The sequence below is a fragment of the Nitratireductor indicus C115 genome (assembly GCF_000300515.1).
Lineage (GTDB): Bacteria > Pseudomonadota > Alphaproteobacteria > Rhizobiales > Rhizobiaceae > Nitratireductor > Nitratireductor indicus.
This window is the reverse complement of sequence record NZ_AMSI01000059.1, coordinates 1-935: the sequence shown is the minus strand read 5'-3', so window position 1 is coordinate 935 and position 935 is coordinate 1. Positions and strand designations below refer to the sequence as shown.

Here is a 935-nt window from a genome sequence, read left to right as displayed (position 1 = left end):
GTGTTCGTCACCACGAACGAATAGGAGATCGTGTCACCCGCATCCGCGACGCCATTGCCATTCGCATCCACATAAGCGCCCGTCTTGGTCAGGCTGATCGCGGGCTTGCGCTCCAGTGGCACCGAGACGTCGGACGAGGCGGAGACGGGCGTGCCTGTTCCGCCATTGCCCGGCGGCACGCCTTCCACCTCGGCGGAATTATCCACCTTCCCCGCATCGATGTCGGCCTGTGTCAGCATGTAGAGAGCGCTGAAGGTGGTGCTGTCCGTCACACCGGGAGCAAGACTGGCCAGCGGCCCGCCCGAAACGCTCACCCCGGGATCCGTCACCTCGATGTCGGTCAGCGTGACATTGCCCTGGTTCTCCACACTGAAACCATAGGCGATCGCATCGCCCAAATCGACAACACCATTGCCGTTCGTGTCCTGATACGTACCCGACTTCACGAGCCCGATCCCCGCGGTCCCCGCAAGAGAAACCGAGGCCGATGCGCTATCGGAAACCTCCGACGAATCTGGTGCGCTTCCCTTGACCCGCGCCGTGTTCGACATGCTGCCCGCATCGATGTCGTCCTGCGTCAGGGGGTAACTCGCCGTATAGGTGCTGCTGTCGGTCGCCCCCGGTGCCAGGCTGGCGATGGGACTGCCCGAAAGGGTGACGCCCGGATCCTCGATCTCGACATTCGTCACCGTCACATTGCCCGTATTCGTCACCGAGAAGGTGAACGTCACCGGTTCCCCAACATCGGCAGCGCCATTCCCGTTCGTGTCCTGATGGATTGCCGTCTTGGTCAGGCGCAGGGCCGGCACCCGCGCAAGCTGAGCGGTAGCGCTCGCCGTGTCCGTCACCGGCCCATTGTCCGGAGCCGTGCCGCTGACCCCTGCCGTATTGTCCACCACGCCGGCATCGATGTCCGCCTGGGTCAGCGGATAGGA

Annotated in this window: 1 protein-coding gene; it reads right to left on the bottom strand. The window is 63.9% G+C overall.

The window, feature by feature from the left end:
* Positions 1-935 (bottom strand): DUF7507 domain-containing protein (locus tag NA8A_RS24190; RefSeq protein WP_009453081.1); only part of this gene is annotated, 935 nt, incomplete at both ends.